The sequence below is a fragment of the Streptococcus anginosus genome, from assembly GCF_900636475.1.
Lineage (GTDB): Bacteria > Bacillota > Bacilli > Lactobacillales > Streptococcaceae > Streptococcus > Streptococcus anginosus.
Window position 1 is genome coordinate 857,411 of the sequence record NZ_LR134283.1, and the last position, 25,904, is coordinate 883,314.

At 38.5% G+C, this 25,904-nt stretch carries 27 protein-coding genes, 1 tRNA gene, 1 other RNA gene and 1 pseudogene; 1 reads left to right on the plus strand and 29 read right to left on the minus strand.

The window, feature by feature from the left end:
• Nucleotides 1–86: 86 nt before the first annotated feature.
• The 22 genes and pseudogenes from EL079_RS04210 to ssrA all read right to left on the minus strand — a co-directional run bounded on the left by EL079_RS04210 (nt 87) and on the right by ssrA (nt 17,310).
• On the minus strand, nt 87–1,508 hold the full coding sequence (locus EL079_RS04210) for a DUF2142 domain-containing protein (RefSeq protein ID WP_003032691.1): 1,422 nt from the start codon (nt 1,506–1,508) through the stop codon (nt 87–89).
• 48 nt (nt 1,509–1,556) lie between these two features.
• The gene (locus tag EL079_RS04215; protein WP_003032768.1) at nt 1,557–2,345 is read right to left on the minus strand and encodes a glycosyltransferase family 2 protein; all 789 of its coding nucleotides are present in this window, start codon (nt 2,343–2,345) and stop codon (nt 1,557–1,559) included.
• Entirely contained in the window at nt 2,345–3,610 is a 1,266-nt protein-coding gene (locus EL079_RS04220) for a lipopolysaccharide biosynthesis protein (protein WP_018543450.1), read from the minus strand. Before EL079_RS04220 ends, EL079_RS04215 begins: the two co-directional genes overlap by 1 nt.
• Nucleotides 3,594–3,935 (minus strand): DUF2304 domain-containing protein, encoded by a 342-nt coding sequence (locus tag EL079_RS04225; RefSeq protein ID WP_003030468.1) that lies wholly within the window; start codon nt 3,933–3,935, stop codon nt 3,594–3,596. The genes EL079_RS04220 and EL079_RS04225 overlap by 17 nt, the downstream gene beginning before the upstream one ends.
• A gap of 7 nt (nt 3,936–3,942) precedes the next feature.
• Entirely contained in the window at nt 3,943–4,638 is a 696-nt protein-coding gene (locus EL079_RS04230) for a glycosyltransferase family 2 protein (RefSeq protein ID WP_003030449.1), read from the minus strand.
• 118 nt (nt 4,639–4,756) lie between these two features.
• On the minus strand, nt 4,757–5,347 hold the full coding sequence (locus EL079_RS04235) for a class I SAM-dependent methyltransferase (protein WP_003030481.1): 591 nt from the start codon (nt 5,345–5,347) through the stop codon (nt 4,757–4,759).
• Nucleotides 5,348–5,670: 323 nt separating this feature from the next.
• Nucleotides 5,671–6,690, minus strand: a complete 1,020-nt coding sequence (gene galE, locus EL079_RS04240) for a UDP-glucose 4-epimerase GalE (RefSeq protein ID WP_003030453.1) — start codon at nt 6,688–6,690, stop codon at nt 5,671–5,673.
• A 37-nt stretch (nt 6,691–6,727) separates the two neighbouring features.
• Nucleotides 6,728–7,774, minus strand: a complete 1,047-nt coding sequence (gene rfbB / locus EL079_RS04245; protein WP_003030502.1) for a dTDP-glucose 4,6-dehydratase — start codon at nt 7,772–7,774, stop codon at nt 6,728–6,730.
• Between the two features lie 30 nt (nt 7,775–7,804).
• Nucleotides 7,805–8,398: a dTDP-4-dehydrorhamnose 3,5-epimerase family protein gene (locus EL079_RS04250; protein WP_018543449.1), complete on the minus strand. Its 594-nt coding sequence runs from the start codon at nt 8,396–8,398 to the stop codon at nt 7,805–7,807.
• 3 nt (nt 8,399–8,401) lie between these two features.
• Entirely contained in the window at nt 8,402–9,271 is an 870-nt protein-coding gene (rfbA, locus tag EL079_RS04255; RefSeq protein WP_003030472.1) for a glucose-1-phosphate thymidylyltransferase RfbA, read from the minus strand.
• Nucleotides 9,272–9,472: 201 nt separating this feature from the next.
• Nucleotides 9,473–10,300 carry a ZIP family metal transporter gene (locus EL079_RS04260; protein WP_003030461.1) on the minus strand — a complete coding sequence of 276 codons (828 nt, stop codon included), beginning with the start codon at nt 10,298–10,300 and terminating at the stop codon, nt 9,473–9,475.
• A gap of 18 nt (nt 10,301–10,318) precedes the next feature.
• Nucleotides 10,319–10,795, minus strand: coding sequence for an 8-oxo-dGTP diphosphatase (locus EL079_RS04265; RefSeq protein WP_018543448.1), 477 nt, complete (start codon nt 10,793–10,795; stop codon nt 10,319–10,321).
• Entirely contained in the window at nt 10,796–11,893 is a 1,098-nt protein-coding gene (locus EL079_RS04270; RefSeq protein ID WP_003030470.1) for an NAD(P)/FAD-dependent oxidoreductase, read from the minus strand.
• 12 nt (nt 11,894–11,905) lie between these two features.
• Nucleotides 11,906–12,703: a Nif3-like dinuclear metal center hexameric protein gene (locus EL079_RS04275; protein ID WP_003030444.1), complete on the minus strand. Its 798-nt coding sequence runs from the start codon at nt 12,701–12,703 to the stop codon at nt 11,906–11,908.
• A complete protein-coding gene (locus EL079_RS04280; protein ID WP_003030457.1) occupies nt 12,690–13,379 on the minus strand; it encodes a tRNA (adenine(22)-N(1))-methyltransferase in 690 nt (229 codons plus the stop codon). Before EL079_RS04280 ends, EL079_RS04275 begins: the two co-directional genes overlap by 14 nt.
• Before the next feature lie 93 nt (nt 13,380–13,472).
• Nucleotides 13,473–14,147: a DnaD domain-containing protein gene (locus EL079_RS04285; protein ID WP_003030497.1), complete on the minus strand. Its 675-nt coding sequence runs from the start codon at nt 14,145–14,147 to the stop codon at nt 13,473–13,475.
• Between the two features lie 8 nt (nt 14,148–14,155).
• Nucleotides 14,156–14,915 (minus strand): annotated as a pseudogene (locus tag EL079_RS04290) (homoserine O-acetyltransferase/O-succinyltransferase family protein).
• A 100-nt stretch (nt 14,916–15,015) separates the two neighbouring features.
• The gene (locus tag EL079_RS04295; RefSeq protein ID WP_003025236.1) at nt 15,016–15,528 is read right to left on the minus strand and encodes an adenine phosphoribosyltransferase; all 513 of its coding nucleotides are present in this window, start codon (nt 15,526–15,528) and stop codon (nt 15,016–15,018) included.
• Nucleotides 15,529–15,645: 117 nt separating this feature from the next.
• Nucleotides 15,646–16,341 (minus strand): LrgB family protein, encoded by a 696-nt coding sequence (locus tag EL079_RS04300; RefSeq protein ID WP_003030476.1) that lies wholly within the window; start codon nt 16,339–16,341, stop codon nt 15,646–15,648.
• Nucleotides 16,334–16,714, minus strand: coding sequence for a CidA/LrgA family protein (locus EL079_RS04305; protein WP_003037448.1), 381 nt, complete (start codon nt 16,712–16,714; stop codon nt 16,334–16,336). The genes EL079_RS04300 and EL079_RS04305 overlap by 8 nt, the downstream gene beginning before the upstream one ends.
• Nucleotides 16,715–16,864: 150 nt before the next feature.
• A tRNA-Ser gene (locus EL079_RS04310) sits at nt 16,865–16,952 on the minus strand.
• A gap of 8 nt (nt 16,953–16,960) precedes the next feature.
• Nucleotides 16,961–17,310, minus strand: a transfer-messenger RNA (tmRNA) gene (gene ssrA / locus EL079_RS04315).
• Nucleotides 17,311–17,447: 137 nt separating this feature from the next.
• Here ssrA and EL079_RS04320 point away from each other — a divergent pair.
• Complete coding sequence (locus tag EL079_RS04320; RefSeq protein ID WP_003030451.1) at nt 17,448–18,446, plus strand: YdcF family protein; 999 nt, start codon at nt 17,448–17,450, stop codon at nt 18,444–18,446.
• A gap of 458 nt (nt 18,447–18,904) precedes the next feature.
• Here the strand turns inward: EL079_RS04320 and EL079_RS04325 are convergent, their stop codons facing one another.
• The 7 genes from EL079_RS04325 to EL079_RS04355 form a co-directional block, all read right to left on the minus strand.
• On the minus strand, nt 18,905–20,674 hold the full coding sequence (locus EL079_RS04325; protein WP_003030463.1) for an ABC transporter ATP-binding protein: 1,770 nt from the start codon (nt 20,672–20,674) through the stop codon (nt 18,905–18,907).
• Nucleotides 20,675–20,683: 9 nt separating this feature from the next.
• Nucleotides 20,684–22,420 (minus strand): ABC transporter ATP-binding protein, encoded by a 1,737-nt coding sequence (locus tag EL079_RS04330; RefSeq protein WP_003030487.1) that lies wholly within the window; start codon nt 22,418–22,420, stop codon nt 20,684–20,686.
• 289 nt (nt 22,421–22,709) lie between these two features.
• Nucleotides 22,710–23,555: a DNA/RNA non-specific endonuclease gene (locus EL079_RS04335; RefSeq protein WP_018543446.1), complete on the minus strand. Its 846-nt coding sequence runs from the start codon at nt 23,553–23,555 to the stop codon at nt 22,710–22,712.
• A gap of 100 nt (nt 23,556–23,655) precedes the next feature.
• A complete protein-coding gene (locus tag EL079_RS04340; RefSeq protein WP_003030460.1) occupies nt 23,656–23,832 on the minus strand; it encodes a DNA-directed RNA polymerase subunit beta in 177 nt (58 codons plus the stop codon).
• Complete coding sequence (murA, locus tag EL079_RS04345) at nt 23,825–25,105, minus strand: UDP-N-acetylglucosamine 1-carboxyvinyltransferase (protein ID WP_003030496.1); 1,281 nt, start codon at nt 25,103–25,105, stop codon at nt 23,825–23,827. The genes EL079_RS04340 and murA overlap by 8 nt, the downstream gene beginning before the upstream one ends.
• Nucleotides 25,106–25,143: 38 nt before the next feature.
• Nucleotides 25,144–25,374, minus strand: a complete 231-nt coding sequence (locus EL079_RS04350; RefSeq protein WP_018543445.1) for a DUF1146 family protein — start codon at nt 25,372–25,374, stop codon at nt 25,144–25,146.
• Nucleotides 25,375–25,478: 104 nt separating this feature from the next.
• Complete coding sequence (locus tag EL079_RS04355; protein ID WP_003028068.1) at nt 25,479–25,898, minus strand: F0F1 ATP synthase subunit epsilon; 420 nt, start codon at nt 25,896–25,898, stop codon at nt 25,479–25,481.
• Nucleotides 25,899–25,904: the final 6 nt, after the last annotated feature.

Consider the following 25,904-nt stretch of genomic DNA (forward strand, 5'->3'; position numbering starts at 1 on the left):
AATAGTTTTGTACATTTTAATAATCAAAGCTAAAGAAAATCCAAAATAAGAATTCATATAATGGTAATTAAAAAATAGTTGTCTTATTAATTCAATAATTGAAAGATAAAAATTGCACTATAATAAATTAAGGGAGAGGCTGAAATAATCACTAAACCAGTCATAAATCGTGCATTATATTCCAAAGTTCTGTTTGTAAACGGAAGTAATAACAGTAAGAACGGTAAAAAGTATCTTGGCTGCAGCCCTACTACCGTATCTGAACCTACTTCTGAGTTCTGCAGATAAAAAATGATAAATATTAATAAAATAGCCCCCACAAACAATAATCTAGAAACATAATTGTAAAGCATTGCTAGCTGATTGTCAGTAAAGTTAAGTTCATCATCCTTATCCTTTATAAAAATACTAAGAACCAAACCAGCAAAAGGAAGTAACGTCAAACCTGCTGGAACAGACATTGTTTTTGTATAATCTGAATACCCTAATTGCATACTATTATATGGGTAGCTCAAAATATTATCAGCAAAAATTCTCAGTGTTCTCAAAGGATGTGAAAGCATAAATTTAATTTGTCTTACTTGGTCAACATTTTCACGGCCATAGTATTCTACATTTCCATTCATATTTCTTACAATCATATACCAACCTATAGTGATGATAGCGCAAATGCATAAGACTACAGACAAGGTAATTAGGCCTTTTTTATTAATCGCTTTCGTTTTAAATCCTGCATATAAAATTGGTAAATATAATCCTAAAATTAAAAACGCTGGTATTTTAGTCAGAACAACACAAAACGAAAGTATAATAAATAAACAAATATCTTTAACACTCAATTTTTTATTTTTAATTATATCTAAATAAAGAGAAAGAGCATAAGATATAAACAAAAAACTAAATCCATAACTTAATTCATCTGCCGAAATAGCAGCAAAAGAAATAACAACTGGTGGTAAGCTTCCTATAATTGCTAAAGTTAGTTTTCCAAAAGGTATCTTCTTAATCGCTAATATAAACATTGTAAATACCAGCAAAAAACCTGATAATCTCATTAAAAGAAATGTTGTTACCACATTTAAATGTAGGGTTTTTCCAATCCATGCTGCAACAATGTAAGGAGTATACACAAACGGAGTATAAATAGCAGCTGCTGTTGCATCTTTGGTAGAAATTCTTTCTTGATGTTTACCTAATCCATCAAATTCCTTTTGCCAATCAGAGCTAATAATTTCAGTCGTAGGTTGTCCTAATGATTGAGCAATTTTTTTCATTGGCTTTTGGATAAAAGTTTGTTCATCCTTTGTAACTTTTCCTCTAGTAATAGACAAAGGATTGTCTGCATAAGTCATTACCCTAGCATAATGCACTTGTTCGTCAAACCACGACATTGGATAACGGAAAAAAACCGATGACAAGCCTATAATAAATGAAGCTGACAATAAAACAACAACTGCTACAGCATACTTATTGCTAGATATATTTAAAAATCTTTTTATTCTTTTCATCAACTTTCTCTCCTATATTCTTACTAACATAATCATAATTGTGCTTTTCTAAGAAACATTAGTATTTTGACTTTTAACATAAAATCTCATAATCAACTTAGCAATCCAATTAGGCCAAAATAATTTTAATGTCTCTAAATCTTCGTTAGTTCGAGTGTTATCTGCAATTGTTTTTGAAGTTTCTGATTCACTGTGAATACGATGACACATCAGTTTTTCATTTACAAAGATGAAATGTCCTTTCATTTGAGCGATTTGATACCAAGCAATCCAATCGAGATTTCCTCTTAAAGTCTCATCAAAACGAAAATCAGTTAATCTATCTAAATTATAAGTGACAGCCGGACAACAAATAGCATTTCCAAATGAAAGAACTCTTCTTCTCCAAAATACAGATTTAGGAAACAAATTCATTATAGTCAGCATAGCAGTTTTAATTTTTAAATTAGTTGTTGTTGCAACCTTCTGCCTATCCTTCTCTTCAAAATAATCAGAATAAATAATTAGTGTATCTTCTTTTTTTAGAGCTTTTTCCAAAACTAACTTTATATATTCTGGATTATAATAATCATCTTGATGAGCAATAGTTGCATATTTTGTATCAACAAATGACAGAGCATTATTCCAATCTTTACCAATTGAACCGCCTTGTTTATGATAATAAGGGAGGTTATACTTTTGACAAAGATTTTGAATAGTCTGATTTGGTGTAGATGTATACAAAATCACCTTTGTACGAAGTGACTGATTTAGTAACGACTGAATACAGTCTTCTAAATAAGAACTTTCTCCATAAGCACATATTACAAATGTATGGTTATCATAGCTATTTGTCATTATATTTTCCTTTTTCTTATCCAAATAAATATTCCAAAACTACCTAACATATAAATAAACATGACTATCATAAAACTTATCGCTGCTCCTAATATTCCATTCGTTTCAACTTGAAATTTTGTAATACATTTAGAAACAATGAACATCAAAATATATACAACTATTAAATAAGAATGTTTTCTAAATATTGTTAAAATATTTTCAAACACTAAAGCAACAGAATAGAGTATACCAGAGAAAACAAGAATAGTTAATGCTAAAGTATTATCAGACAAATTAATACCAAATATTAAACTTAAAATGGGCACACCAATGAAAAAAGCTGCAGTTGTCACAATTATTCCAAGTCCTAATAACATAATTAACAGTTTCTTCACTATACTATCAAATTTTTGTAAATTCTTTTCATACCAACATTTCGATAATTCGGTAATAAGAGGACGTATCACCAATACACACAAACTCATAAAAAAAACGGGCATAAATAAAATATTGTAATCTCTTTGAAGGCCACTTTTTAAAAGACCTTTTTGAAGTTCTAATGCAATGACCAAACGTGGTTCGTTAAAGATTTGATTCAATACAAATCCATAAAAAAACAAAGGAAAACATATTTTTATTATTTGAAAACAATTTTTTAAATTATCTAATACAAATAATGAACTAAGGTTTATTTTTACAAAATTTTTTGAAAATTGATAGTCATATATTATAATAAAGAAAATATTGAATAACCCCAATATTAATAATGAAAAAATCAATGACTTAGAAAATAAAAGACCAACAAACAAGATAATAATACTTAAACTGTATCTATAAACCATTGATTTCCCAGCAATATCTAGTCTTTCCTCTTGCTGAAAAAGCCCTTGAAATAAATCTGAGAATGCATCACTGATTCTATATAAAAGTAGTAATAGCATAATTAACAAAGAGGGACAAGACATATCATAATGAACTAAACGCAAATACGGAATAATTGTCAAAATCATTATAAGTATTGTCAACATACGCGTTAAGAAATAACTATCAAAAGAATGATGTTTTTTCACATCCGTTCCTTGATAATTTCTAACTTGAAATAGTCCAATAATAACCCATAAATTACCAATTGACATTGCTAAACTATACTGATCAGCAATTTTTGCTGATTGCAATCTAGTTACGATTAAAAGGTAAATAACTGATACTGCCGCTGCCGCTAAATTCCCCAGTAAATTCCAAAAATAAATCTCTTTAGCAGAAGGATTAGTTTTTATTTTCATCTTTCTCCCTCAGTGCGATTGTTTGAACTAAATTTTTAAATTTCGTATCTAATTTAGATAATCTAAGAGTGAGTTGGAATTGATTGATGAGCAATAAGAAAATGACAAATAAAAAGATAAAATTGACTGCTGATACAATTCCTAATGCACTTGCAATAGTTTCTGCTAGACCTGGGAAAATGCTAAATACTAATAAAATTAAAGAGAAAAATACCCAAAATATAGCATCGTTGATTTGAACTTGTGATTTTCGAATGCTACGTAAAATAAAGGCACAAGTCATAATAGAGACAAAAATCAATACAATTTGAAACCAAATAGTCATTTAATGTCTACCCTCTCTTTCTGAAATTCTGAATAATCAAGATAGATACAAACATGTGCGTCATATATTGAATAGAGCGAGAAAGTGTCAGATAACTCTCACCAGCTTGTCTCTCTTCCATTCGCACTTGGGCTTCTGCTACTTTCACACCATGACGAATTAAATATGAGACGGTATCTGGCTCAGGTCCATAATTGATATTGAGAGCAAATTCTTTGATAAGTCCTTCAGAAAACATCCGCATACCAGAGGTTGGATCGTTGATTGTCTTTCCTGTGGTTAATTTAATGGCTGCACTAATGAGAATATTCCCCATCATCCGCAAAGACGTTTCGCGCTTTTCTGTCACAAAACGAGATCCGATAACCATTTCATAGCCTTCGTTCATTTTTGCTTCTAAAACTGAGATATACTCAGGCAAATGTTGACCATCTGCGTCAAACTGCACTGCCTTTTTATAGCCTTGCTCATAAGCATATCTAAGTCCTGTTTGAAATGCGCCTGCCAATCCTAAATTGACCGGCAAATCCACAATATTATAACTGTTTGCATGGCAAATGGCTGATGTTCTATCTTTTGAACCGTCATTGATAATCACATAATCATATTGTGAATAATTCCTGATGATATTGTTGACAACATTCTCAATAGAGCCTTCTTCATTGTAGGCAGGTATAATAATCAATAAATCCGAAGATTTCACTTAATCTCATTCTCCTTAAAAATTATATAACCCCATTATACTATATCCACGCGGCATTTTCTACTATTTCCATAAAAGAATCAAGAAATTTACTATAAAGACAAACTAAAATCACTCATCATGCAAACGAGTGATTTTGTGCTAGTGTCAAGAAAAGCTCCGCATAATTTCCTAAAAAAAGTTTATCTGCACTATAAATAATCTGAGATTGGACTGATGAGAAACCGCTTTGAGACAGTTTTCCTTCCAAATCAGCAAGATGAAAACCATGATGATTTGTATCTGTTTTGACAAAATCAGCAATAAAAAGTTGTCCGTCATCAGCAAGATGATTTCTAAACACATTCAAAGTTTCTTCAATATTTGACATATGATGAAGAACACGACTGACTAAAATGATGTCAAACAATTGATTTAATGGAGTTGACAGTAAATCCTGCTGCAATAAATGAACGTTATTAATGGCTTGCTTCTTTACTTTTAGATGAGCCTGCTCAAGCATTTTGTCAGAAATATCAACAAGCATGACTGACTTGGATTGAGTTGCCAATGGCAGGCTCACCAATCCGGTACCACCGCCAAAATCTAAAATATGCTTGTCAGAAAAATCTACAACTTGCTTTTCCAACTCTTGACGAATGAGATCGGCAATAAATCTATTTTGGGGAGAATCGAATGATTCTGCCTTATGATTAAAATGATGTTCCATATTTTTAGTTTAACACAAAGAACATTATTCCACCAGAAAAATGCTTAACTGGTTTTCTATTTTTTTAGTAAACTTACTTCCAAATCCTACATCACGCAAAAACATCAGAACAGCGAATTTCAGTCAACTTCCATAAGGTTGATTAGGTACTTCTTACGAGTGTGACTAGGAAACAAAATTAACCTTACCTCGCAAGCATTATTCGCAACTTCAACGCAATGTTTTGAACAATCAACTACTAATCGTCAGACTTATTTCTATTTAAAAAGCGAGGCTAAGAAACTACCATCCCAGCCTCGTCTACTATTTGACATATTTTTTATTTAGTCATCAAATCCATTTGGATGTTTGCTTTGCCAATGCCAAGCATCTTGGCACATACGCGTAATATCAAATTGTGCTTCCCAACTAAGCTCTTCTTTTGCTTTTGTAGAGTCAGCATAACAAGTGGCAATATCACCAGGGCGGCGGTCAACAATCTTGTAAGGAATTGGTTTGCCGACTGCTTTTTCCATATTTTGGATAATTTCTAAAACAGAGTATCCTTTACCGGTACCAAGGTTATAGATATTTAGACCAGCAGTTCCTTCAATTTTTTGCAGAGCAGCCACATGTCCTTTTGCCAAATCTACCACGTGAATATAGTCACGAACACCAGTACCGTCAACTGTAGGATAGTCATTGCCAAATACTTGCACTTCTTTTAATTTTCCAACTGCAACTTGTGTCACATATGGCAAGAGATTATTTGGAATACCATTTGGATTTTCACCCAAATCACCACTTTCATGAGCACCAATTGGATTAAAATACCGAAGCAAGACAACATTCCAGCTTGAATCAGCTTTGTAAATATCCGTCAGCATTTCTTCAATCATTAGTTTTGTACGTCCGTAAGGATTGGTGACTGACAGAGGGAAGTCTTCTAAAATCGGAACGGTATGAGGGTCTCCATAGACAGTTGCAGAAGAGCTGAAAATGATATTTTTGCAATTGACTTCTTCCATAACACGTAGCAATGTCAAGGTTCCTGTAATGTTGTTTTCGTAATAAGTCAGTGGAATTTGTGTAGATTCACCAACTGCTTTCAAGGCTGCAAAATGAATAACGCCTGTCGGTTGTTCGTCTTTAAAAATTTCCAACAAGGCTTTCTTATCACGAATGTCCACTTGATAAAATGGAACTTTCTGACCAACAATTCGTTCTACAACTTCTACACTTTTTTTGCTGCTGTTCACTAAATTATCAACAATAACAACTTCGTGTCCAGCATTGACTAACTCAATAACGGTATGCGTTCCGATAAATCCGGCTCCACCTGTTACTAAAATTTTATGTTTCATGATTCTCCTTTTAAGACAAAACTTCAATAGTTACTTTTTATTTTAATACTTTTTGAGTCTTGGCATAGTTGGCTTCGACAGCTTCCTTTTCAGCTTTCCACCAATCTTGGTGATCCGTGTACCACTTGATTGTTTCTTTCAATCCAGCCTCAAAGTTGGTAAATTCTGGTTTCCAGCCTAGTTCATTACGCAACTTGCTAGCGTCAATAGCATAGCGCAGGTCGTGACCCGCACGGTCTGTTACATGGTCGTAAGCGTCAGCTGGTTGTCCCATTTCTTTGAGAATGAGCTCTAGCACTTCTTTGTTATTCTTCTCACCATCTGCACCAATTAGGTAGGTTTCACCGATTTTCCCTTTTGTGAGAATGGTCCAAACCCCTGATGAATGGTCATTGGTATGAATCCAGTCACGAACATTCTTTCCTTCACCATAAAGTTTTGGACGAATGCCTGAAAGGATATTGGTAATTTGGCGCGGAATAAATTTTTCGATGTGTTGATATGGTCCATAGTTATTTGAACAATTAGAAATAGTTGCCTTGACACCGAAAGAGCGTACCCAAGCTTTGACAATCAAGTCAGAAGCTGCCTTGGTTGACGAATAAGGTGAACTTGGATTGTATTTGGTTTCTGGGGTGAATTTTTCGCCTGGTCCTTCACCATGCCCCGGAAGATCTTCACGAAGAGGAAGGTCTCCGTAAACTTCGTCAGTCGACACATGGTGGAAACGAATGTCGTATTTACGAGCTGCTTCAAGAAGCGTATAAGTTCCAACAAAGTTCGTATCGATAAATGGACGAGGATTATTTAGCGAATTGTCATTATGGCTTTCTGCCGCATAGTGAACAATTGCATCCGCATTCTTAGCTACTTGATCAACAATTGCTGCATCTGCAATATCTCCAACAACCAACTCCACGCGGTCGCCTAGAATTTCTTCAATGTTGGCACGGTTACCAGCATAAGTCAGTTTATCCAGAACAGTAATATGCACATCTGGAAAGTTATTGTACACATAGTGAACAAAGTTAGAACCGATAAAGCCAGCACCACCTGTCACCACAATATTTTTATATTCAGTCATGAAAAGATTCTCTCCTATTTTCTAAGGGTATTATAACATATCTTTGGTCAAAGGTTTAACATCCTTAAGCATTGGATGATTCTTATCTGCTTCAGATACTTCTGCTTGGTCAAGATTTTCCCATTCAATCTCAAGAGCGGGGTCAGCATAGTTGACAAAGGCATACTTAGGTTTCAATTCTAATGCCCAGTAATCATTGACCAAATAGCTATAAGAAACTGTATCTGACAATACTTGAAAGCCATTTGCTACACCGCGAGGAACGAAAATCCCTTTGCTGGCATCAATGACCGTTTGGTAGGTATTTCCGAATGTTTCCCCTTCACGCAAATCAACCCAAGAACCGAGAACTTTTCCGCCATCTGCGACAGAAATGTACTTATCCCAAGGTTCTGCATGAAGACCACGGAGCACATTTTTGCGGGAAAAGCTGACATTGTTTTGAAGCTTACCTTCAGCAAAAAAGCTTTCTGGAAAACCAAGGGGTACCATTTTTTCTTTTTGAAAGTTTTCCTTGAACCAGCCACGATTGTCCCCATGAACTGGAATATCAAATTCCAGCATGCCAGGAATGGCTTCAATCTTACGAACTGCTAATTTTTTTTCAAAAAATTGTTCAGACATGTCTTATTCTTCTCCAATCAAACGTAATAAGTAGTGACCGTATTCGTTCTTTTTAAGTGATTGTGCCAAATCATGCACTTGTTCTTTGGTAATATAACCCATACGGTAAGCAATTTCCTCTAAGTTTGCTACTTGAACATTTTGCATACGTTGGACGGTTTCTATGTATTGAGCAGCTTCTAATAAGCTCTCGTGTGTACCGGTGTCCAACCAAGCAAAACCACGTCCCATCAGCTCAACAGACAAATCACCGCGGTCTAAGTAAGCCTTATTGACATCAGTGATTTCCAGCTCTCCACGTGGACTAGGCTTGATATTTTTAGCAATTTCTACTACGTCATTGTCATAGAAATAAAGTCCTGTAACTGCATAGTTAGAACGTGGCTGTTCTGGTTTTTCTTCGATAGAAATGGCATTCATATTGTCATCAAATTCAACCACACCGAAACGCTCTGGGTCTTTTACTTGATAACCAAAGACAGTCGCTCCATTTTCCTTTGAAGCAGCTTTTTGCAGCATTTTACTAAGACCTGGGCCATGATAAATATTATCACCTAAAATCAAAGCCACATGGTCATCGCCGATAAAGTCAGCACCGATAATAAAGGCTTGAGCCAAGCCATCTGGACTTGGTTGCTCAGCGTAAGAAAGTTTGATGCCAAACTCCGAGCCATCACCCAACAAATCCTCAAAGCGAGGGAGATCTGTCGGGGTTGAGATAATCAAGATGTCCTTGATACCAGCCAGCATGAGGGTTGATAGCGGATAATAAATCATGGGTTTGTCATAAACCGGCATGAGTTGTTTAGATGCAGCTCTAGTCAAAGGATATAAACGTGTACCAGAACCACCTGCAAGGATAATACCTTTCATAATGAGTTTCCTCTCTTAATGTATTCTCTTTATTTTACCATTTTTGAAGGCGGATGTCATCCCTCAAGAAAGAGAGTGCTTTCATTTAAAGTCTCTCATACTTAATGAAAATCCAAAACGAAACAAAAAATCAGCCAAAGTAGAACTGCTGTTATCTAAATAGGCTGATAAAATATACGATTGGTCTCGAAAAAGTATCTGCTATCCTAAAGCCACATCCAATACCATCATCAACACAAAGCCTACCATGAGACCTAAAGTCGCAACATCTGTATTGCCATTAGTTTGAGAGTCTGGTATCAGCTCCTCCACGACGACGAAAATCATAGCTCCCGCCGCAAAAGACAGGGCATAGGGTAGAATAGCCGTCATTGCCATAACCGCATAAGCACCAAGGACAGCTCCGATAGGCTCAACAATAGCCGACATTGAACCCCAGTAAAAAGCTTTAAGACGCGATTCCCCGTCTGTCCGTATAGGAATGGATAAGGCTGCCCCTTCCGGCACATTTTGGAGACCAATTCCCAGAGCCAGACCTACAGCTCCGATAAAAACTTCCGGACTGGAATTGCTGGATAAGGCACCAAAGGCTACTCCTACTGCCAAACCTTCTGGAAAATTGTGTATGGTAATAGCCAGAAAAAGCAGAGCCGTTTTGGACAATTTATTCCGGCTGTGCTCCGGCAGGCTTTCTGCCTCAGATACATCCTTCTTGCTAAGGTGTAAATGGGGTACTACCGCATCAATAAAGCGCAAGAAGAAACCACCCAACAGAAAACCAAGGGCGGCTGGCATCCAAGACCACACTCCATAGTTACCTTTTGCATACTCAATTGAAGGCTGCAAGAGCGACCAAAATGAAGCTGCAATCATGACACCAGCTGCAAATCCCATCATAATATCCAGCAGCTTACGACTGACTGTTTTAAAGAAAAAGACAACCGCAGAGCCTACAATGGTACAGCCCCATGTAAAGAGTCCCGCCAAAAAAGCCTGCAGCACCACAGGCTGCTCCTGCAACCAGTTCATAACAACTTCATCTCCTCATTATCTTTCATCATACAATATCGTCTTGGTTTCTTTGATGCAATGGTTCTCTTCATCCCAATAGTGAATCCGCTCAAAGGAGCCTTTTCGCCAGTACAAAGGAATTCTGCCTCTGATGTCATCCTGCATGGGTAGTGAATCCAACTCATCAATTGACCACCATTTGGGCTGACCTTCCCGTGATTCCGTTAGTAGTTCCCCTTCAAAATCCTCGCAGAGAAAATCATAAAAGACATAACGCTCTGCTTTTGTTGGATTGGTAAAACCGGAAATGCCTTTAAGCTGTAAATTCAAAGCTATCAGTCCTGTTTCTTCTTTCAACTCACGAGCCGCTGCTTCAAAAAAAGATTCTGGAAACTCAACTTTCCCACCTGGCTGAATCCAGCCTTTAAAATCATCATGCTGGCGGTTAAGCAAAAGAACTTTGTCCCCTTTTTTCACACAAATATTAACCCAATTTAAAATTTTTTCTGTCATCTATTTCTCTGTCTTAATGTATCTTTCAATAGGATAATCCGCTGGATTTAAACTGCCACTTTTTCCCTGAACCATATGAGCTAAATGATATCCGATAAGAGGACCAGTCGTCAAGCCGGAAGACCCTAAGCCACCGGCTGCAAGTACCTGCGGAAGATTTGGCACCTGACCAAAGAAAGGAGAAAAGTCACTAGTATAGGCTCGAATTCCGACCCGTTCGCTCACCACTTTTGCCTGAGATAAGCTAGGAAAATAGTAAAGTGCCTCCTGCTCCATTTCATCCAGCATAGCCTGATTTACTTTGAGGTCATAGCCCATTTCATTTTCGTGAGTAGCTCCCATACTGATTTTGCCATTTTGAAAAGGAATAATATCTAGCTCTCCCTCTGGCATGACAACTGGATAATCATCTGTCACCAGAGCAGTCTGATAATCTCGCAGCTGACCCTTTTGTGGGCGAATATCCACCTGATAACCTAATGGTTTCAGAAGCTCAGGCAACCAAGCTCCTATTGCCAATATAACTTGGTCAAAACAAGAACGATTAACCCAGAAAGCCCCATCTCGAATGTCCAAACTTACTTTCTTTTGAATTACTTCTGCACCGCTAGCCGCAAGCAAAGCCTGAGTCAATAATGAGCCTTCCACGCGTGCTCCTCCAGAAGCATAGAGTAGCCGGTCAAACCCTTGAAGCCTCGGAAAATACTCTGCCGCTGCCGCCCGTGAAAGCAGCCGCAAGTCTCCAATGAGCGGTGACTCTTTTCGCCGTTGGTCTGCCAAGTCATAGAGTGCCTCCAAGCTCTCCTCTTTTTTCTTCAGCAAAAAGACGCCGGTCTGTTGGTAAAACTCCGTTGCAAAACCGTCCTTCTGTAAATCAGCTATCAAATCCAGATAAAAATCTGCTCCCAGTCGCGCCATGCGATACCATTCTTTATTGCGCCGCTTAGAAAACCACGGACTAATAATACCAGCCGCTGCCTTGGTTGCCTGACCTATTCCATGGTCAAAAACTGTTACCTGATAAGCAGGATTTTTTGATAGATAATAGGCAGCAGTTGATCCGACAATCCCTGCTCCAATAATTGCTACTTTTTTCATACAGTCCCCTACTTAGATATATTTAAAAGGATTTGTAGAAACCTGACTAGCTAAAAATTCAACTTCCCAACCCTCTTCTACTTTCCAGTCTTGAAACTTTTTAACCAATTTTTTTACAAAGAGCACTTCTATATGGTGACCCGGATCCAAAGCTAGAAGCCCCTCGCTCAGCATATCCTGAGCGGTATGATAGTAAATATCACCTGTAATATAAAGCTGAGCACCCTTTGCTAAAGCCTCCTTGTAAAAGGACTGACCACTGCCACCACAGATCGCCACTTTCTCAATCATTTGCTCCAAATCCACATCCGAATAAGTCACCAAACGCAAACTATCCAGACCAAAAGTTTCCTTAACCTTGCCTGCAAAGTCTCCAAAAGTCTGAGGTGCAATCTTGCCAATACGACCAATGCCGTGTCCAGGAGCCGTTTCGCTAAGATAATCCGTATCAGTGATTCCCAGTAGATCACAGAACCAGTCATTGAGACCGTCATCTACAATATCAATATTGGTATGGCTGACATAAACTGCAATATCGTGCTTAATCAGATCGATGTAAATCTGATTCTGAGGTCGGTCTACCACTAAATCCTTAATAGGCCGAAAGATCGGTGCGTGCTTAACCAAAATCAAATCTACATCTTTTTCAATCGCCTCTGCAACTGTCTGCTCGCGAATATCCAAAGCTACCAGTACTCGCTTAACTTCTTTATTCAGAGTTCCAATTTGCAGTCCACAGACATCTCCCGTCATGGACAGATCCTTAGGACAGTATGCTTCATAACGGTTAATAACATCACTTGCCAGCATGCAGTACCTCCTTGATTTGCTTGATTTTTTTGGACATAGCAGAGCGTTCCGTTAGATTTTTCTCAGGGATTTTAGCCAAAGCTTTTTCCAGCTTGTCTACTTCTCGTTGCCATTTATCTAGAAAAACAGCTGATTGCTCCCTCATTAGATAAGGTCCGAAGCGTTCTTGTTCAGCATTCAACACTTGATGCCCCTGTTCAGCTATCATTATCTCGTAAAATTTCCCATTTTCTTCCACAATAGCTTCTTCTGTAATTTGAAAATTATGACCACACAACCACCTGCGAAGTTCATCTTCCCGATTGTTAGGCTGAAGAATCAGGCGCTTAACAGATGCCAATTTTGCACTGCCATTGTCTAAAATATCTGCTATCAATCCTCCTCCCATTCCTGCAATAACGATAACATCAATCTGATCTTCTGCATCAAAAGCTGCCAAACCATTTGCCAAACGAACAGAAATTTTATCGGACATCTGGTTATCGGCTACATTCGTCACCGCAGACTGATAAGGTCCCTCAACAACTTCACCAGCAATGGCTGAGGAAATTCTCCCCTGCTGAATTAGATAAATCGGTAAATAAGCGTGGTCACTTCCTACATCCAAGATTTTGGCATCCTGTGGTACAAAACCAGCCACTTTTCTCAAACGTTTTGAGATATTCTTTACTTGCATGATAACTCATTTCTAAAATAATCGCTTCACTTAGTATATCATTTTTAAGGAACTAAAAAAAGAGTCTATTCCAAGAGAATAAACTCCGATTTCTTAATCTCGCCACAAATCCATAGCCTTCAAAAAATCATCCGAGACAGTGATATTTTGTGGATTTGTCGCCTCACGCTCTTCTCGCTTCGCTTCTACCTGTGCTACTGTTGTAATGCCTTCACGGCGCCAATTCCGTAAAATAGCTTGGATGTATTTCCAGTTTGCCTTTCCATTAAAAACAGCTTCACGAAGAGCAGCAGTAACAAGTTCCGGACTGGTCTTGTCATCTTGAATCGTTTTTGTCAAATCCTCGATTTCAAACGGTGTCAAGAGACGACCTAATTCTTGCTGGAAAGTCTCGACCAAGTCTTTTAAAACATTTTGAGAAACAGCTTGCGCAACGCTTGAGTGATTCTCTACAATTTCATCCAATCGTTCAAGCGCTGGCAGCGCATCAAAAACTGCCTCAATTTCACCATTGAGTGCAATTGTTTTGTACTGCAACAATCCTTTTTCTGTCAAATTTGACATAGAGCGATTGACCTCTGCAACGGATTTCCCGATACTTTCTGCAATCTGAACAGGAGAAATCTCTTCTAGCGATGTTGTATTTTGCAAATAGAAAAATTGCCAAACCAAAAAGTCATCACTATTATCAAATATCTCATGAAAATGAAAAAGAAGCTCAGTTGGCAATACTAAATTGCCCGTCTTATACGCTGATAAATAAGTCATAACACCTCTTATAAATAAGCAAACAAGGACGCGTCATTTGCTGCATTTGCCCAGTCAAATGGCGTTTCTTGATAAACAGCATAATTAATCTACACGACTTGCCGCAACGGAGACACCAACCTCTTCTCCACAAGCTAAAATTTCCAAATTACTCTTATTTAAAATATCCTCTTTGAGAACTTCTGTATAACGCGAATGAGGAGCTGCATATTCATCATCAAAGCCGCGGAACAGCAAATTTGGTTTTTCTGGTGTGGATTGACTGTAAATGCCAGACAACTTGCGGTTCATCTGGTGTTTGGCAATGCCATAACGAACATAAAGAGCTGCTTGCGCTCCCCAATAAATATGCAACGTTGAGTAAACATGCGATTTGGACCAGTCAATAACTTGTCGAAATTCTTCCCAATAATCTACTGCTTCAAAAGGCAAATGCTCGACTGGCGCTCCAGTGACAATCAAACCGTCAAAATAACGACCCTTGATCTCATCAAAATTCTTATAAAACGTCTCCATATAGTCCGTATGTGTCGTTTTGAAGGTATGAGAAGTCATGTAAAGAAATTCAATCCGAAGTTGCAATGGCGTATTTGCTAAATGACGCAACAACTGCGTTTCCGTCACTGTTTTTTGCGGCATTAAATTCAAAATCAAGATATTCAGAGGACGAATATCTTGGTGTTCTGCACGCTCATCATCCATGACAAAGATATTCTCAGATCTTAAAATGTCAACAGCTGGTAATTTCTTATCAATTTTGATAGGCATGAAAATATCTCCTTTTGCTTTCTGCTTTTATTATACTGAAAGGAGATATAGTTTTCAATTATACTTTTTTCTACAATAAGATATAGCTTTTAGTTATACCTTAATAATGCATGAGAACTTTGTAATCGTAGTTACCAATAGCTTCGCGTCCCTTCAATTCATCCAATTCAATAAGGAAAGCGCAACCTGCAACGATACCACCTAAACGTTCAACCATTTCAATTGTTGCTTTAACCGTTCCTCCCGTTGCAAGAAGGTCATCAACAATCAGTACACGCTGTCCAGGCTTGATAGAGTCTGCGTGCATTGTTAAGGTATCTACACCATACTCTTTTTCATAACTAGCTGAGATAACCTCACGAGGCAATTTCCCAGGCTTACGTACTGGAGCAAAACCAACTCCAAGCTCATAAGCTACCGGACATCCAACAATAAATCCACGCGCTTCTGGACCGACAATCATATCAATTTTCTTGTCCGTAGCATATTGGACAATTTCACGAATAGCATAGCTATAGGCATTTCCATCTGCCATCAATGGGCTAATGTCACGAAATAAAATCCCTTCTTGCGGGTAATTTTCAATGGTTGCAATATAATCTTTTAAATCCATAACTGTCTTTCTATCAAAAAGTTTTTACTCTCTATTATATCATGTTTTTTAGGAAATGGGGCAGAAAACATACTTGCTTTCAAAAAATAGTCACAGCACAGTCATTCTCGTCTTTTGCTATTTTAAAATAATACTTGCAACAATTGGACTGACAATCACATACATAATCCCTGTCACGCCAATAGCTAGACCAGCCATAGCTCCTGCGACTTGTCCATATTTAAAGGCTGTCCCTGTCCCAACAGCATGTCCCGTTCCTCCAAGAGCTAAGCCTACTGCAACAGGATCTTTGATTTTTAAGATTTTTAAAACCGTCGGACCGATCACACTTGTCAAGATTCCCGTTGCAACTACAACTACCAACGTCACCGTCGCCAGCCCTTGTATTTTATCTGTAATTCCAACCGCCATAGCTGTTGTTACTGATTTGGGAAAGAGTGAAATTGCTAAGAAAAAATCCATTCCAAAAGCCTTGGCGACCAAGGCCGTAAAACTAGTATTCACTACTACCGCTATAAAAGTACCAATCAAAATACTTCTGGCATGGTGTTTCATGAGATGAAATGTTTTATACAAAGGAATTCCCAGTGCAACCGTTGACGGCACAATGAGATTATTCAAATACGCCCCGCCTACGTAGTAATTCTTGTAAGAAATTCCTGTCAATTTTAAAAATACAATGACAAATATGGTGGCTAGAAGTAAAGGGGTTGTCAAAGGATGCGGAAATCTGCGAAAAATCAACATTCCTACCAGATAAGCAAAGATTGATAAAGCCAAACCAAATAAAGGATTGCCCCACAAATTAGACATTTCTTGTTTCTCCTTCTCCGTAATCTCCTTCAAAGCGATTTTTGATAAAATGAACAACCACGGCAATGACAACCACATTGATCACAATCGCCCCAACAATAATCAAAACAATCGGCAACAAATAAGGCGCAATGACATGAAATTTATCCATAATTCCAACCGCTGGCGGCAAAAATAAAATGGTCATATTGGCTAATAAAAAATTTCCCACCATACTCACATGCCGCAATCTGAAAATTTTAAATTGCAAAGCCAAAAAAAGAAGAATGAGGCCAATAATGCTTCCTGGAATAGGCAAATGAAAAAGATAGGAAATCCCTTCTCCTATCAAAGAAATCGAAAAAATAATCATCAATTGTACGTATAATTTCACAAGAAACCTCCAAACTTTCTAGTAACAGTCTACTACTTTTCAGAAAAATTTCAATATTTTTCAAAAAAATAAATGAGTGAATCCGTTCTCTTCACTCATTTTATCTTCTAGTAAGAAAAAAACGCCACTAACGAGCGTTTTGTAACAAAACGGAAGACATGGGATTCGAACCCACGCACGCTTTCACACGCCTACTGCGTTTCCAACACAGCCTCTTAAGCCTCTTGAGTAATCTTCCATATTTAACAATGGAGCCGGTGGGAATTGAACCCACGTCCAAACACCTGCCAACACATTTGTCTACAACCATAGGTTATGTATTGGATTTAACTTCGCTTTGACACATAACTCAAGCCCAAGCCAAGCGAGTCTATCAGTCTCTTATCAAGCCCCTAGACAAGGCTTAATCGTATCTCGCTATTATTAAGACCGGTCATCGAACACGAGCAATCCGAATCTGGTCACGCTGGCTGTTTTTTAGGCAGCTAAAGCGTAAGAATTATTATTTTTTGCAGTTATATTTAACTGGCGCTTTACATCCGCTCGATGAGTCGCAAAATGTGCCTCATAATGCCTGTCGAATCCGTAACGACCCCAAGACATAAAAGTATTATACCATATTTTTTAATAATATTTCAATTTTTAAGTCTATTCTTTTTGAATCTATTATTTTTTACAGGAACTTTTATGCTATACTAAAAAGGAATCTGTTTGAAAGGATTGTTATCACATTATGGTATTGCATCTTATTTGGCTTCTTCCTGCTCTTCTTTTTCTTGCCTTGTTTTATATAGAGCCAAGGCGACTCTTCAATGCGTATTTGCTTAGTATCGTTTTAATTTTATTTGCCGCTATCGTTTCTGGTTTATTTGTGATTCATATGGAACAACTTGTCAATAGAAATCTGGCAATGCTTTCTTTGCTCATCTTAGCACTTTTCATTCCTTTGAGTGTTATAATTTCAACCATTTATCTCATTTTTAATGGCAGACAGATGATGACCTTTGAAGGTAGGCGTTTAGCAAACCTTCTCTCCCTCTTTTATGGACTCGCTATTGCTCTTTCCCTAGCGCTTACTTTTTTCTTTCCTCATTTTATCTTTCTTCATAAAATCCTATCTCTTACAAATGGACTTCTAATTTATGGTAGCTATCTTTATGTGACCTATATCCTTTACGGTTTTGTTTATAATACTTTTCCCGTCATAAAACATCCAGACTACATCATCATCTTAGGGTCTGGTTTGATAGGAGACAAGGTTCCGCCTCTTCTCGCTCAACGACTTGAAAAGGGGAAGATGATGTATGAAAAATTTCATAACCATCCCAAAATTGTCGTTTCTGGAGGACAAGGTGTCGATGAACCAATAACCGAAGCAGAAGCAATGGCGCAATATTTAAGGCAAGTAGGTATTCCACAAGAAGATATTATAATTGAACAGCAGTCAACCAATACCTTAGAAAATTTGCAGTTTAGCAAAACTATTTTAGACCAAAAAAGTAAGGAAAATTACTATTGCTTGGTCGTCACCAACTCTTTCCACTCTTTGCGAGCAGGTATTTACATGCGAAAGCTCGGCATAAAGGGGCGAAGTATCGGCTCTAGAACAGCACTTTATTTTCTCCCGTCGGCTTGGATACGTGAAACAATCGGACTGATTGTACTCTATTGGAAATGGCACGCTATTTTTCTTGGATTGTATTTCATTGTTTGGCTTACTAACCTCTTTTGATAAGGCGTAATTTCACTTAACGGAATGAACGATTCGGAGCAAACGATTGAAGCTGTCGACCGGGGCGACAAAGTAAACTAAAACTCATTCGCCTCGTCCGCTCGGCTGACACTATAAACCAAAACTCATTCACTTCGTCCGCCCAGCTGACACAATAAACCAAAACTAGTTCACTTCGTCCGCCGGGCTGACAGTATAAATCAAAACTAATCCACCCCATCCGCCCGGCTGACAATATAAATCAAAACTAGTTCACTTCGTCCGCTGGGCGGACGGAAGAAATGTCATGCAGTTTTGAAGATTTAGCAAAAGATAGTTGTGAGACAGAGCAATTGCATTTTAGCTTTATGTCACCAAAGATAAAAAACACGAACTCGTCCAGATTAGCTAGCAACTAGTCAAAGACAGAGTTCGTGTTTTTATTGTTTAATTGGAGTTTTCTTTTGCTCCTTTATTCGTTAGGCCTCTTTCTTAGCAAACTGACTTGTATATAAGTCGTAATAGAAACCTTTATCAGCTAAAAGCGATTCGTGAGTTCCTTGCTCAATGATTTGCCCGTCTTTGAGAACCAAAATCTTGTCCGCCTCTTGAATCGTCGATAAGCGGTGAGCAATGACAAAGCTTGTTCGTCCTTGCATGAGGTTCTTCATCGCTTTTTGAATCAAGAGCTCTAGGCGTGTATCAACGGACGAGGTTGCTTCATCCAAAATCAAGATTTTTGGATCGGCTAATAATGCTCGCGCAATGGTCAGCAATTGTTTTTGTCCTAGCGAAATATTGCTGGATTCCTGATTCATTTCCATATTATAACCACCTGGAAGCGTCCGAATGAAATGATCGACATTAGCCGCTTTGGCAGCTTCCACAATCTCTTCATCTGTCGCATTCAGATTTCCAAAGCGCAAGTTTTCCTTGACTGTTCCTTCATAAAGCCAAGCATCTTGCAAGACCATCCCAAATTGTTTGCGGTATTCTTGGCGAGACAAATTGCGAATATCATGGCCGTCAACAGAAATTGAACCGGCAGTTACATCGTAAAAACGCATCAGTAGATTGATGAGGGTGGTCTTTCCAGCACCGGTTGGTCCGACAATTGCTACCATTTCACCCGGCTTTACCTCCAAATTGAAGTCGCGAATGAGCGGTTTGTTTTCCACGTATTGAAAGTCAACATGCTTAAAGCTGACCTGACCTGTCAAATCATGTTCCAGCCGCTCTTTCGCATCTGTTACTTCGTCTGGTTCATCCAAGACTTGGAAAACACGATCCAGCGAAGACTTAGCACTCTGCAATTGCCCAGCCAATTGCGTTAGGTTTTGGATTGGTTGGTTTACTTGCCAAACATATTGTACAAAAGCTTGCATGTTCCCAATTGTTAATTGTCCAGAAATGACTTGCAGACCACCAACAACCGCTACAAGCAGATAGGTCAAATCTGAAACGGCGTTCAAAATTGGCATCATCAAGCCAGAAATAAAACTAGCTTTGAAGCCAACTTCTTGGAGATTTTGCGTGATTTCTCGAAAATCGTCTGAAGATGTTTCTTCACGGCCATAGAGTTTCAGCACATTAAAACCAGTTAGATTTTCTTGAACAAATCCATTCATGACACCTAGCGTATCTGCTTGCTTTTTAAAATACAGTTGTGATTTCTTCAAAATAAAAGTCGCCCCAAAATAGGTCAAAGGAATGCTAGCAATCACTATCAAAGCCAGTTGAAAATTGAGATACAAGACCATTCCGATAACCAAGGTAATGGTCAAAACCGCATTGACAACTTGCAGGAATGACTGTTGAAGCGCATTTGAAACAGTCTCTACATCACTGGTAAAGCGCCCTAGCAAATCTCCAAATTGATGCTTATCAAAGTAAGAAACTGGAATTTGATTAATTTTAGAACTCAACTCATTGCGCATGTCACGTACTGTATTTTGCACTGCATTGGTCATAAAATAATTAGAATAATAAGCCCCAATTTCATAGAACAAACCACGCAAAAGGTAAAGTGCCATTACCCAAAAGACATATGTTGTGTTTATACTGGCGCCTTCAACTCCTTTTGCTATGTCCAGCACATTTCGTGTCAATTCTGTAATAGCAAGACCAAGTACAAAAGGCTCTAGCACGCTCATCACAATACTCACCACCTTCAAAAAGATAGCAAGGATTACTGAGAGTTTATAAACTTTTAAGTAACTCCACAAGCGCATAAAACTATGTTGCTTCATCTTTCCCTCCTATTCTTCTGTTAGTGATTGACTATTAAGCTGAGAATTAGCAATTTCGCGATAGATATCGTTATCTTGCAACAATTCTTCATGTGTTCCGCACCCGACAATTTCTCCCTTATCCAGAACAATAATCTGATCTGCATCCATAATGGTTCCCACACGTTGTGCTACAATCAATACAGTAGCATTTTGCGTAACTTCTTTGAGTCGACTTCGAAGAATGGCATCGGTCTTATAGTCCAACGCAGAAAATGAATCATCAAAAATATAAATATCTGGTTCTTTCACGACCGCTCGCGCAATGGAGAGACGTTGCTTTTGACCACCAGAGAGATTGCTCCCTCCTTCTGCCAAATGCGTTTCAAAACGCTCTTCCTTGCTTTCGATAAAGTCTCTCGCTTGTGCTACATCTGCTGCTTGCACCAATTCCTCACGACTAGCATTTTCTTTCCCATAGCGGAGGTTTTCTGCGATTGTGCCGGTAAAGAGCAGAGCTTTTTGTGGAATGAAACCTATCTTCTGCCGTAGTGCTTTTAGATTATAAGAACGCACATCCACTCCGTCCACTAAAATCTTTCCTAAAGTCACATCATAAAAGCGCGGAATCAATTGCACCAATGAGGACTTCCCTGAGCCGGTCGAGCCGATAAAAGCAATCGTTTCACCAGGCTTAGCTTTGAAGGAAATATTATGCAAGACTGGACTCTCTGTTTCACCAGGATATGCAAAGGTAACATTATCAAACTCTAAATAACCATGATTATCTGTCTCAGTCACACCATCTTCATTTGGATTGATTGAAATGGGCATTTCCATTACTTCTTTCAACCGTTCACTTGAAACAGCTGTACGAGGATACATAGTAAACAAGCTAGATAGCAACAAGAAAGACAGCAAAGCGTGGAAACTGTATTCGATAAAAGCAACCAAATCCCCAATTTGCAAGTCTCCTGTACCAAGTGGTTTTAAAGCAAACCAGACAATGGCAACAATCATGGCAATGATGATTTGAACAAAGAGCGGTTCTGTCAAACCAGTTAATTTAAATAAGCGATTGGAATTATCCGCATAAATTTCATTTTGTGAAGCAAAGCGCTCTTCTTGAAATTCTTCTCGTGCAAAAGCACGAATAACGCGCAGCCCCATTAAATTCTCACGTGCGTATTGATTGATTTTATCTAAAGTTTTTTGTTGTTTTTCTGATAAAGGACGAGTCTTGACTGCTATATACCAAACGACAATGCCGAGGAAAGGAACAGAAATTGCAACAATCCAAGCCAAGGAAGGACTAGTGAAAAAAATCATCATCACACTAGACATCATCATCATTGGTGTGATGACACCCATTTTTAGGGATTGTTCTGCGAACTGCATCAAAACAAAAGCATCACTGGTAATCCGTGTCACTAAGGATGAAACACCAATCTGCTCGTATTCATGATGGGAATACTCTTGCAATTTGTCGTAGATGTCATTACGCATATCACGCACCATACTCGTTGTCAACTTACCAGCTGCATAAGAAAGCACGATCCGCCCCAAAATTCCCAACAAAATCACAATAAGCATCACAATCGCCCAATAATACAAACGATTGCTGTCTCCTCGATTAATCCCTTCGTCAATCATTCGTGCCAAAACAGTCGGCAAACCGAGATTCACCACGACAAAGAAGACAGCACCAAAGAAATCCAACATCAACCATTTGGGATATTTTTTCAAATAAGACCAAATATACTTCATATTTCTCCTTTCTCCTCATAAAATAAATCCACAATAAAAAAGCACCAACGTACTTTTTAGACAAAATGGGAGTGGGACAGAACTTATCTTGAAAAATTTAAGTTCGTAGTCCCACCCCCGCAAGGGTGATTAGGTGCTCTTTCGAGCTTGAAAAGCGAATAAAGATTCCAATCACCTACTGCGTCATTCGCTTATCACTAAATTAGATAGAGGCTGAGATACTTTTTGTCCGACCTCATGTAAAAATAGTATAACAAAAAGATGATATAAATGCAACGTTAGCAATAATCTAGTTGGTAACGGTCACTTCTCCTGTCTGATAATTTAATCGAATTCCTGTCTGTACGTTGGGGACAAAGACATTTATTTCCAGATTGTCGTCATTAGATTTGCCTTCAATATGCGAACCAACCGGCACCAAATCCTGTTCATTGGCATAAATCAAAGTCACCCGATACCGAACTCGTTTATTTTTGTCTAGTGCCTTACGTATCTTTGTTTCATAAAAATTTTGACCTGTAGAATAACTAGTATTGGCTTGATTAGCCCAAGCTGTTTGCACAGCGATGTTTTTCGGGTTGCTGGTCGAAGCATCAAAGCCTTTCAAGTTGCCAATCAAAGCATAACCCAACAAATGCCCACGGTCAACCGCATGATTGTATTCACCTGATAAATGCTTCACCTGATGCCAACCAGCAGGTGTCCAAATCGTGGAGCCATTTCCTGTCTCCTCACGATTCTTATACTGACGAGTGGCTTTGGATAAAAGAGCATTGGCTACAGTCGGAACAGTCTGACCTCGAACAAGCTTGGTCTTATTATCCGCGTAAGGAACGCTTGCAACTTTGGCATCCAATGTTGTTTGATTTTCGTTGATTATAAAAGCTCCCGCTCCATTCCATTCAATCTTTCCTTTGAGCTGCCGTTTAACGGATTCTGTCAAAACACTCTGTGCTAATTCTTGACTGGGTGCTGCATGATTCGTCCGAATACTTCGATTAATAGCAGTGCTGTCAGAAGGCTTCGTACTACTATGATGATTGCTAAAAGAATAACCTCCTAGCACAAGAACCAGTGCTATAACCAGACCAGCTACACTTTGTGTTACTTTCTGGTTGGATTTCTTTCTCGCCATTTCTCCTCCCTTTTTAAATAAATAGGAAGCGGGACTCAAAGCCAACTTCTACGAAATCACGACCTCTGTCTCACTCCCTTTTTCCTATCAATATTATTGTCTATTGTCCTGTGAATTTGCTGATGATTTCCTGCCACTTATCTGGCGATAAAATAGCCCATGGATTTTTTCCACCGTAGCCAACAACTAAGCCAAGTGAAAACAAAATCAAACCAAGCAACAAGACTGCTAGAACAATTCCAACTTGTTTTCCAACGTATTTCAAATCATTATTCATCGTCTTCTTCCTTCACTCGCTTAATAGAAGCACCTAAGTTAGACAACTTTTTATGGAACTGGTAATAGCCTCTGTCCAAGTGAGTTAGTTGTCCTACTTTTGTTTCACCTTCTGCAACCAAGCCTGTTAAAATCAACGCGGCACTCGCACGCAAGTCTGTTGACATCACCTCTGCCCCTTGCAAGGCTTGACCACCGACGATACGAGCTGTGTCCCGCATAATTTCTGAATGTAAACCCATCCGACGCATTTCTTCCAGATGTTGGAAACGATTCTCAAAAACAGTTTCAATCATGGTAGACTCACCCTTGGCAACCGTCATCAAAGCTGTAAATTGTGCCTGCATATCTGTTGGGAAACCTGGATGCGGAAGAGTCTTCACATTGACCGCTTTTAGCTTGGATAAATCTGAACGAATCCGAATCCCTTCGTCTTCTTCGGTAACAGACACACCCATTTCCATCAATTTCGCGATAAGCGGACGATTATGCTCCCAGATAGCATCTCGCACAAGAACATTGCCACCTGTCATAGCAGCTGCTACCATAAAAGTTCCGGCTTCGATACGGTCTTGGACCACGCTGTGACTTGTCCCAGATAATTCCTTAACCCCAGTAATAGTTAATGTTTCCGTACCTGCACCACGGACTTTAGCACCCATTTTGTTTAACAAAACAGCTAAATCCACAATTTCAGGCTCCCGAGCTGCATTTTCAATAACAGTCACACCGTCTGCTAACGTTGCTGCCATCATAATATTTTGCGTCGCACCCACACTTGGAAAATCCATGTAAATATGAGCTCCATGCAATCGGTTAGCTTTGGCCTCAATAAATCCAGCCGTCTGCTTAATTTCTGCTCCCATTGCCTCTAAACCTTTCAAATGAAGGTCAATAGGACGGCTTCCAATCGTACAGCCACCTGGCATGGAAACTTTTGCGTGACCATTACGCGCCAAAATAGGTCCTAATACAACAATTGAAGCACGCATTTTACTGACATATTTATAAGGTGCTTCTTCACTCAATGGCTGTGTAGCATCCACCGTAATCTTGTTTTCTTCTTGCTCAAAGGTCACTTTTGTATTCAACCCACGGACTACATTGTTCATTGTAAATACATCGGATAGCACAGGGACATTGGTTAGAGTTGTTTTCCCTGTCGTCGCTAGAATAGTTGCTGCAAGCAAAGGCAAAACAGCATTTTTGGCACCTTCAATTTTAACCGAACCAACTAATGGATTTGAACCACCTTGTATAATAATTTTATCCATATTTTCTCCAAAACACTTATTTTATTACTTTTCTCATCTTATAAATTGCTATTAAACACATCACGTCCTAATGTATAGAGACTGAGGAAGAAAGAGCTGAGCAAAAAGCCTAATGCAATACTAAGCAATAAAATCAAAAAACGAATTCTAAAAGCATTGTCAGCATTCACTTTCAATAGTTTTTCCCAATTCACAACAGTAGAAAGCAAGTGAAATGAAAGAAAAATAAAAATCATATGGCTACTAAGCGTAAAAATTAACTGAATCATATCCCCATTATACCAAAAAAATAGATGAGAGCAAACTATCGGACACGAATCATGTATCGATAACAAAAAAGCCATTATAAAAAAGGCCAATTGGCCTTTTCGTATTATAATCTTGTTCCAACGTTAATTCGGTTAATGGCACGCTGAAGAGCGATTCTGGCACGACGTTCTTGGTCAATCAAATGCTTTTCATGTGCTTCTTCAATAGCACGTTCAGCACGTAATTTTGCTCTTTCAGCACGACTGATGTCAATATCGCGAGCACGTTCAGCAGAGTCTGCAACAATGGTGATTACATTATCAGCCACTTCGACAATTCCACCATTCACAGCAATCCAATTGACATGATCTTCATCATCAATCCGCTTCACTTTGACCTCATCGACAGCCAAAACAGCAATCATATTTTCATGATGCGGTAAAATCCCCATTTCTCCATCAAGAGTTTTAACGGAAACAAACGTTGCATGGTGGTCAAAAACTAGACCATCAGGTGTCACGATTTGTACTGTCATTTGAGCCATAGGTCA

Excerpts from the sequence above, each read along its gene's own strand:
- EL079_RS04330 (WP_003030487.1), bottom strand. The coding sequence starts at position 22,420 with ATGAAGTATATTTGGTCTTATTTGAAAAAATATCCCAAATGGTTGATG.
- EL079_RS04260 (WP_003030461.1), bottom strand. The coding sequence starts at position 10,300 with ATGAACTGGTTGCAGGAGCAGCCTGTGGTGCTGCAGGCTTTTTTGGCG.
- EL079_RS04265 (WP_018543448.1), bottom strand. The coding sequence starts at position 10,795 with ATGACAGAAAAAATTTTAAATTGGGTTAATATTTGTGTGAAAAAAGGG.
- EL079_RS04335 (WP_018543446.1), bottom strand. The coding sequence starts at position 23,555 with ATGGCGAGAAAGAAATCCAACCAGAAAGTAACACAAAGTGTAGCTGGT.
- EL079_RS04250 (WP_018543449.1), bottom strand. The coding sequence starts at position 8,398 with ATGTCTGAACAATTTTTTGAAAAAAAATTAGCAGTTCGTAAGATTGAA.
- EL079_RS04225 (WP_003030468.1), bottom strand. The coding sequence starts at position 3,935 with ATGACTATTTGGTTTCAAATTGTATTGATTTTTGTCTCTATTATGACT.
- rfbA (WP_003030472.1), bottom strand. The coding sequence starts at position 9,271 with ATGAAAGGTATTATCCTTGCAGGTGGTTCTGGTACACGTTTATATCCT.
- EL079_RS04350 (WP_018543445.1), bottom strand. The coding sequence starts at position 25,374 with ATGATTCAGTTAATTTTTACGCTTAGTAGCCATATGATTTTTATTTTT.
- EL079_RS04275 (WP_003030444.1), bottom strand. The coding sequence starts at position 12,703 with ATGCTGGCAAGTGATGTTATTAACCGTTATGAAGCATACTGTCCTAAG.
- EL079_RS04355 (WP_003028068.1), bottom strand. The coding sequence starts at position 25,898 with ATGGCTCAAATGACAGTACAAATCGTGACACCTGATGGTCTAGTTTTT.
- EL079_RS04300 (WP_003030476.1), bottom strand. The coding sequence starts at position 16,341 with ATGTCTAATTTGTGGGGCAATCCTTTATTTGGTTTGGCTTTATCAATC.
- EL079_RS04215 (WP_003032768.1), bottom strand. The coding sequence starts at position 2,345 with ATGACAAATAGCTATGATAACCATACATTTGTAATATGTGCTTATGGA.
- EL079_RS04210 (WP_003032691.1), bottom strand. The coding sequence starts at position 1,508 with ATGAAAAGAATAAAAAGATTTTTAAATATATCTAGCAATAAGTATGCT.
- galE (WP_003030453.1), bottom strand. The coding sequence starts at position 6,690 with ATGAAACATAAAATTTTAGTAACAGGTGGAGCCGGATTTATCGGAACG.
- EL079_RS04280 (WP_003030457.1), bottom strand. The coding sequence starts at position 13,379 with ATGCAAGTAAAGAATATCTCAAAACGTTTGAGAAAAGTGGCTGGTTTT.
- EL079_RS04235 (WP_003030481.1), bottom strand. The coding sequence starts at position 5,347 with ATGGAACATCATTTTAATCATAAGGCAGAATCATTCGATTCTCCCCAA.
- EL079_RS04295 (WP_003025236.1), bottom strand. The coding sequence starts at position 15,528 with ATGGATTTAAAAGATTATATTGCAACCATTGAAAATTACCCGCAAGAA.
- EL079_RS04285 (WP_003030497.1), bottom strand. The coding sequence starts at position 14,147 with ATGACTTATTTATCAGCGTATAAGACGGGCAATTTAGTATTGCCAACT.
- rfbB (WP_003030502.1), bottom strand. The coding sequence starts at position 7,774 with ATGACTGAATATAAAAATATTGTGGTGACAGGTGGTGCTGGCTTTATC.
- EL079_RS04320 (WP_003030451.1), top strand. The coding sequence starts at position 17,448 with ATGGTATTGCATCTTATTTGGCTTCTTCCTGCTCTTCTTTTTCTTGCC.
- murA (WP_003030496.1), bottom strand. The coding sequence starts at position 25,105 with ATGGATAAAATTATTATACAAGGTGGTTCAAATCCATTAGTTGGTTCG.
- EL079_RS04270 (WP_003030470.1), bottom strand. The coding sequence starts at position 11,893 with ATGAAAAAAGTAGCAATTATTGGAGCAGGGATTGTCGGATCAACTGCT.
- EL079_RS04340 (WP_003030460.1), bottom strand. The coding sequence starts at position 23,832 with ATGAATAATGATTTGAAATACGTTGGAAAACAAGTTGGAATTGTTCTA.
- EL079_RS04325 (WP_003030463.1), bottom strand. The coding sequence starts at position 20,674 with ATGAAGCAACATAGTTTTATGCGCTTGTGGAGTTACTTAAAAGTTTAT.
- EL079_RS04220 (WP_018543450.1), bottom strand. The coding sequence starts at position 3,610 with ATGAAAATAAAAACTAATCCTTCTGCTAAAGAGATTTATTTTTGGAAT.